Source organism: Suttonella sp., assembly GCF_056855035.1.
Genome location: NZ_JBXGGR010000023.1, coordinates 1 through 7320 on the forward strand (window position 1 = coordinate 1; position 7320 = coordinate 7320).

Sequence of the window (7320 nt, forward strand, 5' to 3'; positions counted from 1 at the left end):
TACCTTTGTTCTTGTGTAAGATGTGTATAGTGTTTCATAACGTTCTGATAGGTAAGAGTTGATGAGCAAGTGCAACACCGCACATCTTACATCTTCTCTCTTCTCTATTAAACGTTGCACTTCAAGATTGAATCTAAGACATTTTAAAAAAGAAAAGTCAATCAGTCGGAGAATGGATTTATTATTGTCAAAATAATATAGACTTTAAAAGGTTTTTTATTTTGATAAAAATAATTTGAATTTACTTTGCACTTGATATAAATCAAGTGCTGAAAAACATGTTATCATTTATGATAAATCGACTTGTTTAGCTTAGGATTGTCATGATTATCGAGCGCGGACAGATTCAGCAGAGCGGCAAATGGCGCGGCGCATTGTCTTATGTGTGGGGGATTTTTCCTGCCCTTGCCACGATTGCCGGCGTGTTTGCCCTGTGGCATTTGTCTTACGAGCATTTGGGCGCGCTGATTTTGCCGGCGCCTTTGGACGTATTGCGGCGCGTGTTCGGCATTGTGCAGGAAACCTTAGGGCGGGAAACCATTGCTACAACCATGTATCACGGCGCTTACGGCTTGTCTTTGGCAATCATACTGGGCATTAGCGGCGGATTATTGGCAGGCATGAGCCGCACCTTGGCGCTCCTGCTGCGACCTTTGATTACGCTATTGCTGGGTATGCCGCCGATTGTCTGGATTGTACTGGCGATTTTCTGGTTCGGCATGGGCTCGACCAGCGCGATTTTCACGGTAGCGGTAACGGTGTTGCCGATGCTCTTTGCTGCGGCGATGATGGGCATGATGAGCATGAGCGAGGAATTGAAAGAAATGCTGAAAGTGTATCGTCTGCCTTTTGCGGCACGCCTTAAGCAATTGTATTTGCCGCATTTAAGTCAGCAATTGCTGCCGGCTTTAATTGTTGCCACCGGTTCGGGTTTGAAAATTACCGTGATGGCGGAGCTGTTGGGCGGCAATCAAGGCATCGGCTCGGCATTGGCAAGCGCGCGCGCGATGTTGGATACCACCGACGTTATGGCTTATGTGATTATCATCATCTCATTGATTATGTTTGTAGAATACGCGCTTTTAGAACCGCTGAAGCGTTGGATTCTGCCTGTCCGCAGTCGGGGAAATTAAGATGCTTACCGCTAGCGCCATTAATATAGAACTCATGACCGCGCCGATTATCGATAATCTGTCGTTTCAGATTGCGCGCGGCGAATGCCTTTGTTTTGTCGGACCGTCCGGCTGCGGCAAAACCACCGTCTTGCGCGCGATTGCCGATTTGCAAACCTTGAAAAGTGGCAGTATCAGCTATGATTTTCAGCGGCTTGCCTTTTTATTTCAAGAACCGCGCCTATTGCCTTGGCGCAATGCGCTGGAAAATGTGGCGATTGTCGCCCCCGAGCGGCAAGCCGAAATTGCGCCCTTATTGCAGCGTTTGGGCTTTGCCGCATCGGATTTCGCCAAATATCCGCATGAACTTTCGGGCGGTATGCGTCAGCGTATCGCCTTGGCGCGAGCGCTGATTATCGAGCCTGATTTGCTCTTAATGGACGAACCCTTTTCCGCGCTTGACCATCAATTGCGCCGCCAATTGCAGCAGCTGATTGCCGAAAAAATCAGCGCCAGCATGGCGGTCTGTTTGGTTACGCATGACCGCGACGAAGCCGTCTTGCTGGGCAGCCGCATTCTGCGTTTGGATGGCAAACCCGCTACCGCGCTGCAAAGCCTGCATTTGGATACGCCCTATACCGCGCGCGATGAGGCATGGATACGTCGCCAAGTGCAAAGCCCCTTTTTCGCCCATATCCGCAGTGGCGAGAAAATTCCTCCGCTGTCCGATGCCGAGGATAAATCATGAATCATTATTGGCAGAAAAGCCTGCAACACCCTTTCCGCCTGTTTTTCCCCTTGATTAGCTTCGCTGTGCTGATTGCCCTACTGCCTTGGCTGGCACTTAGTTTTCTGCCAAGTCAGACGGCATATTTTCCCCTGCATTGGCACGCCTTTGCCTTTGTTCATCTGACAGGCGGCGCGGCATTTGCGGGATTTCTGCTGACCGCCTTGCCCGAATGGACGAACGACCGCCGCAAATTGCACGCGCACAGCATCTGTCTGCTCGTTCTATGGGGTATCGCTTTGTGCGGACTGTGGCAATTAAGCATCGGCGCATGGCTGATTGTGCCCTTTTGGGCTTATCTCTTTGCCTTGACCGCTTCTTTTGTTTGGCGTAGTAAAGACAGCCGCCAGCTTAGCCTCTTATTTTGTCTCAGTCTGATTATCGCGCTGGCGATAGCTTATGCCGCAAGCGCCGAAGGACGCTATCTGCATGCCGGCGTGGATGCCATGTTGCTGGCGGTCGCGATTATCAATTTTCGCGTAGCACGGGCAATCGGCAACCAAGCTTTGGAAGACGGCGGACGGCTGGAGGAACGCTTTATCCCCAATCCTTATTATAAAAACCTCTCCTGCTTTTGGTTGGCGGCGGCGACCGCATCCGGCTTAGCGGCGAGCCATAGCGTACAAGGCTGGCTGTATCTGGCGGCAGGCATGGCATTTGTCGCGCGTCTGCATGATTTTCATCATCTGCGTCTGCTGCGCTTTGCCTATGTGCGCGCGCATTATGCCGTCAGCCTAAGTTTGGCATTGGGTTACAGCGCTTTGGGCGCAGTACTGCTTTTGGCACCGGCTTATAGCGGCTTTGCGCGGCATTTTTTGGCAATCGCCGTCTATCTGTTGATGATTTTGACCATTATCAGCATTGCGGGGCAACGGCACAGCGGCGTGAAACTGCATTTTCATAGCGATATTCGCCTTGCTCTCACGCTGCTGCTTATCGCCGCCTGCACGCGCGGCATCTATTCCGCCTTTGAGCCGAATATAAACGGCATCTACCGCCTGCCCGCCGTGGCGATTGCTGCCGCTTTTATCGTTTATTGCCTGCGTTATCTGCGTATTTTTGCCCGCAATGAACCGCGTTAGTAAGGATTGCATGGGCAACTTATTGCCCACGTGGTTTGATACACGCCGCCTTATTTTATTTTTTCAGGTCGGATTGAATCCGAGAATGTTATGGTTTAAGCAATGTCGGATACAAGTATCCGACCTACCTCGGGTTGGTACAGAGATTGTGTGCAATCAATGCAGCTGGGGATTGGGATTAAGCTGCGTGGGCAACAAGTTGCCCACCCTATCTTGCTCTTAAGGTCAAGATGAGATTATGCCAAGCGCTTCTCCTGACGAAATACGCATTTCTAAATCTCATTTTGACCTTAAGGTACTCTATTTATTGGGCTGCTATTTCTCTGTTTGCCAAATAGGCGCTAAAGTCTTTGGCGCGCATTTCGCCGATGATGCGCCCATTATCGGCGGCGAGGCTTTGGCTGTGTGGCGGATAGAAGATGACTGCCGGCGGCGCGACAAGGTTCATTTCGCGAAACAGGGCTTTATGTTCTTCGGTATAGGCGGTAACGTCTATTTTCAGCAGGCGGTAGGGGGCGAGGCTTTGCGCAAATTCGGGGTTTTGCCAGATGTCGCGTTCCCAGACTTTGCAGGCGACGCACCAGTCGGCATAAAAATCTACTATCACGGGCTGGCTGCTGTCCGCCATTGCTTGTTTGAGCGCAGCGGCATCGTCAAGCTGCACAAAGGGCGCATGATAGTTTTGCGGATTGCCTTGATGCGCAGATGAGGAGGGCGCAAGGGCGTTTTGTGCGGCGATAAAGGCGGCAAGCAGGGCGAGATAGCGGAAAAAGGCAAAGAGATGTCGGGCTTTGCCGGCGGCGCTGCCTTGCTGCGCTTCAAAGAAGACGGCGAGCGCCAGCGCGAATAATGCCCATAAGCCCCATGCCCACAGTGCCGGCAGGATGCGGGTAATCAGCCATAGAGCGATGGCAAGCATCATGATGCCGTAGATTTGTTTGATGATAATCATCCAATTTCCCGCTTTAGGCATAAAGCGGCGCAGCACGCCGGCGAAAAGCAGCAGCGGTAAGCCGGTGCCGATGCCGAAGACAAAGAGGGCAAGCGCGCCGTGGGCGGCGGTGGTTTGCGTGGTGTAGATGAGTAGGGCGGTGAGTACGGGGGTGGCGCAGGGGCTGACGATTAAAATGGATAATGCGCCTAGGATAATCGCGCCGAGGGCAGAGCCGCTATGTTGTTTGCGGCTGATGCGGTCGATTTTTTTCTGCAAGAAGTGCGGGGTTTGCAGGGTATAGACGTCAAACATGGACAGCGAGAGCAGTACGAAAAATGTTGCGACGATGAGGATGACCCAAGGTTTTTGCAGGGCGGCTTGCAGATTGAGTTGGTTAAACAGTCCGAATACTGCGCCGAGCAATGCCATTGCCAAGCCCATGCCCAGTACGTAGAGGCTGATGAGGGCGTAGCTTCTGGCGCTGCTGCTGTTTTTGCCGACCACAAGGCTGGTAACAATCGGAATCAGCGGATACACGCAGGCGGTAAAGCTCAGTCCGATGCCTAAGAGCAGCAGCCAAGGTAGGGTTTGCCAATAATTGGCGGCAAGGCGTTGTCCGAGTGTGTCTTCTTGCTTGGAGGGCGGGACGGCGGCAGGTGTTGCGGCGGCAACGGGGTTTGCGCTGCTTGGGGGCGGAGTAGTCGGAGCAGTTGCGGTGGCAGCGGAGTTGGCGGCGATTTGTTGCTGCAAAAAGCCTTTATTGCTGACAGGTGCGGCGGCAATGTCGCTGCCGGCGGCAAGGGAGAGTTGCCATTTGTCCGGCGGATAGCAGATGACGCCGTCTTGGCAGCCTTGGGCGTGTAGCGTGAAGCTGTCTTGCGGATGTGTGTGTTGAATTTCAATCAGAACAGGATGTTGCTCGTCATAGATTTGTACCAGTCCGAAGAAGGAGTCTTGTTTTTCCTTGCTCGGACTGAAGTGCAGCTGCATTTCGTCAAGCGCTGGGTCTTCAAGGCGCAATTTGTCGGCATAGAGATAATAGCCGGTGGGGATGTCGATGCGGATATCGGTTTGATAGCCTTGTTCCAGCGGTATTTGGCTAATCTCGGGAATGAATACGGATTTAAAAGGGGCGATGTCCTGCGCCCAAGTGCCGAAGGCAGACAAAATATAAAAGACGATTAGCAAAAAATTATGGCGAATTAGGCGCATGGCAGACTCATCAAAATAATTAAAGGCAGGGTTTCAGCCTGAGAAGGGCGGCTATAATAGCACAAGGCTTCGGCGGCTAAATTGAGCTAGATCATGACAAAACGGCAAATATAGTCAAAGAACTGAAAATGATTAGGGACTTGGATCGCCTTGTATAGTCAAGGAATTCAAAAAGAGTTACAATTTAAACACATCTCGCCGTACTCTCTGCGCTACCTGTTAGCAGCATTACTGTATCACTTTTTCATTTCTTTGACTATACTGTTTTTCCATTCTCTGAGTATAGGATGATGAGCGTATTACCGCGCGGCGGATTTTCTTGCGTTTACGGCAATTAGTGAAAAGAAGGCTTTTATAAGCACAGAAAGGGCTGAACGCCCTTTCTATATCATTGCTGTAAAAGCCTGTTAATTGGCTTTTTGCTGCACGAGGCTTTGAGTTGCTGCCGGATCGACTGAGCAATCTTTGAGCATGATGTTGTCAACTTCTTCTTGTTTGCCGTTGACTTCCGTCATTTGGCGCTGAGTAAGCATGATGCCTTGTGCCTGCCCGATGTTTTGCAAATTGGCGCGTTCGGTCGTCCAAGTCACGCCGTTGCCGAAAAAGGTGTTATTCATATCTGCATTTGGCGCATCTTTCACTAATACTAAGGCAGGAGATGTAGATTCGCCAATCGTCAGCTGAGCGGCAACCGGCTCGCCATTCACAATACCGTAACCTGCGACTAATAAAGGTGCTGCTTTGCCGTCGCTGCCTGAGCATTGATAAGCTAAATGTATGACTTGTTCAAAAGCAGGAATTTGCTGATTCGGGCTTGCCGCATCGGCAGGTGTGACCACCCCTGCTTTGTCATCATGATTGGATGAAGCACAACCGGCTACAGTTGCAGCAATGGCTGAAGCGAATAAGAAAGAATATTTCATATCTTGTTTCCTTTATTAAATTGGGCTTTGCATTATAGCGGCATTTGCCTATTTGAAAAGCCGAAATTGCTATTTGCTCATGCCTGATTTGCCCTGCATTTCAAGCAGCAGCATCAGGCAGGTTTGCGGCGGTTCGGGACGCGGTTTCGGTGCTGTCGGTTTTGCCGGTTTGGGCTTAAGAATGGCATCGCTTTGGTCGCGTATCCATTTGTCTAAGCCCTCATCGCAGCCGTCGCCCGCCGGTACGGGTTTTTGACTTTGACACAATTCATTGTTTGCCGGACAGCGCAGACGCACATGAAAATGCCCGTCATGTCCGCCCCAAGGACGAATTTTGCGTAGCCATGCGCGATCCGTTTCCGTTTGACAAAGGTGCTGTTTGATAATGGAATTGACAAAAATACGGTCGGTATCGGGATGCGTGGCGATTGCATACAGAGCTTGGCGATAAGCGGGTTTCCAGCGTTCTAATCTCATGATGCCTTTAGCTTTATCGACCACAGTCGGAGCTTCATGGTCTTTATCGGGAATTTGCCCTTGTTGTACGCTGGCGAAATACACATCAACGTCCAGTCCGTTTTGATGGCTGACATGGGCATAGCTCATCAATCCGCCGATCGGTTGGCTTAAATCGCCGATCAGCATGGCTTCGCCGGTCGTTTGATAGACAAATTGCCCCATGCTTTGCACCAAGGCAATGGTTGAGGGCTGACCGTAGAAACGGTTGCGAAAACGGCGGATGTCGAAATAGCCGACGCCTTGCTCGGGCAGGATTTGCGCACCGAATTGGCAGCCGTTGGAGGGGCTGCCGACCGCCATCGGCGCATGAGAACTGGGGATTTGAATGCGGCTCCAATCATTAGGAACTTCTTTATAAGCGGCTTGGGCTTGCAAAATATAGGCGGCAGCAAGGATGAGGGCGGTTTTTTTCATGATATTTGTCTTAACTGTCAGGATGAGTGAATAAAGAATAATCGCGTTTGTCGACGATTGCCAGTGAAAGCATAGATTGGCGGCATAAGATATAGTTAAGCAGCCTGAAACCTTTGCAAAACCACAAAAAATCCTCTAATTTCTTAGTTGGGGGAATTTAGAGGATTTTTTTGGGTTTTGCAAAGGTTTCAGCCTGGCAATCCAGAGCACTGGATAGCGTTTATCCTATCGTATGGCTTGATGCCATTCACTATAAGGTCAAAGATGAGGGACGCTATGTCAATCAAGCAGTCTATACACTGTTAGCCCTCAATACCGAGGGGCATAAAGAGCTTAT

The 7320-nt window shown here is 50.6% G+C and carries 6 protein-coding genes and 1 pseudogene; 4 read left to right on the plus strand and 3 right to left on the minus strand.

Annotated elements, in window-relative coordinates:
• The first annotated feature begins 323 nt into the window (after positions 1 to 323).
• Genes ACJHVI_RS02280 through ACJHVI_RS02290 form a run of 3 tightly spaced genes read left to right on the plus strand, consistent with a single transcriptional unit; the run spans position 324 to position 2981 of the window.
• The gene (locus ACJHVI_RS02280) at positions 324 to 1133 is read left to right on the plus strand and encodes an ABC transporter permease (RefSeq protein ID WP_483183000.1); all 810 of its coding nucleotides are present in this window, start codon (positions 324 to 326) and stop codon (positions 1131 to 1133) included.
• A gap of 1 nt (position 1134) precedes the next feature.
• A complete protein-coding gene (locus ACJHVI_RS02285; protein ID WP_483183001.1) occupies positions 1135 to 1860 on the plus strand; it encodes an ABC transporter ATP-binding protein in 726 nt (241 codons plus the stop codon).
• Positions 1857 to 2981: an NnrS family protein gene (locus ACJHVI_RS02290; protein WP_483183002.1), complete on the plus strand. Its 1125-nt coding sequence runs from the start codon at positions 1857 to 1859 to the stop codon at positions 2979 to 2981. The genes ACJHVI_RS02285 and ACJHVI_RS02290 overlap by 4 nt, the downstream gene beginning before the upstream one ends.
• A gap of 304 nt (positions 2982 to 3285) precedes the next feature.
• Here the strand turns inward: ACJHVI_RS02290 and dsbD are convergent, their stop codons facing one another.
• The 3 genes from dsbD to ACJHVI_RS02305 form a co-directional block, all read right to left on the minus strand.
• Positions 3286 to 5127, minus strand: a complete 1842-nt coding sequence (gene dsbD / locus ACJHVI_RS02295) for a protein-disulfide reductase DsbD (protein ID WP_483183003.1) — start codon at positions 5125 to 5127, stop codon at positions 3286 to 3288.
• Between the two features lie 407 nt (positions 5128 to 5534).
• Entirely contained in the window at positions 5535 to 6050 is a 516-nt protein-coding gene (locus ACJHVI_RS02300; RefSeq protein WP_483183004.1) for a hypothetical protein, read from the minus strand.
• A gap of 69 nt (positions 6051 to 6119) precedes the next feature.
• The gene (locus tag ACJHVI_RS02305; protein WP_483183005.1) at positions 6120 to 6983 is read right to left on the minus strand and encodes a penicillin-insensitive murein endopeptidase; all 864 of its coding nucleotides are present in this window, start codon (positions 6981 to 6983) and stop codon (positions 6120 to 6122) included.
• Positions 6984 to 7165: 182 nt separating this feature from the next.
• Between ACJHVI_RS02305 and ACJHVI_RS02310 the strand changes: the two are divergent.
• A pseudogene (locus ACJHVI_RS02310) lies at positions 7166 to 7320 on the plus strand (transposase); the annotation flags it as partial.

Excerpts from the sequence above, each read along its gene's own strand:
- ACJHVI_RS02280 (WP_483183000.1), top strand. The coding sequence starts at position 324 with ATGATTATCGAGCGCGGACAGATTCAGCAGAGCGGCAAATGGCGCGGC.
- ACJHVI_RS02285 (WP_483183001.1), top strand. The coding sequence starts at position 1,135 with ATGCTTACCGCTAGCGCCATTAATATAGAACTCATGACCGCGCCGATT.
- ACJHVI_RS02290 (WP_483183002.1), top strand. The coding sequence starts at position 1,857 with ATGAATCATTATTGGCAGAAAAGCCTGCAACACCCTTTCCGCCTGTTT.
- dsbD (WP_483183003.1), bottom strand. The coding sequence starts at position 5,127 with ATGCGCCTAATTCGCCATAATTTTTTGCTAATCGTCTTTTATATTTTG.
- ACJHVI_RS02300 (WP_483183004.1), bottom strand. The coding sequence starts at position 6,050 with ATGAAATATTCTTTCTTATTCGCTTCAGCCATTGCTGCAACTGTAGCC.
- ACJHVI_RS02305 (WP_483183005.1), bottom strand. The coding sequence starts at position 6,983 with ATGAAAAAAACCGCCCTCATCCTTGCTGCCGCCTATATTTTGCAAGCC.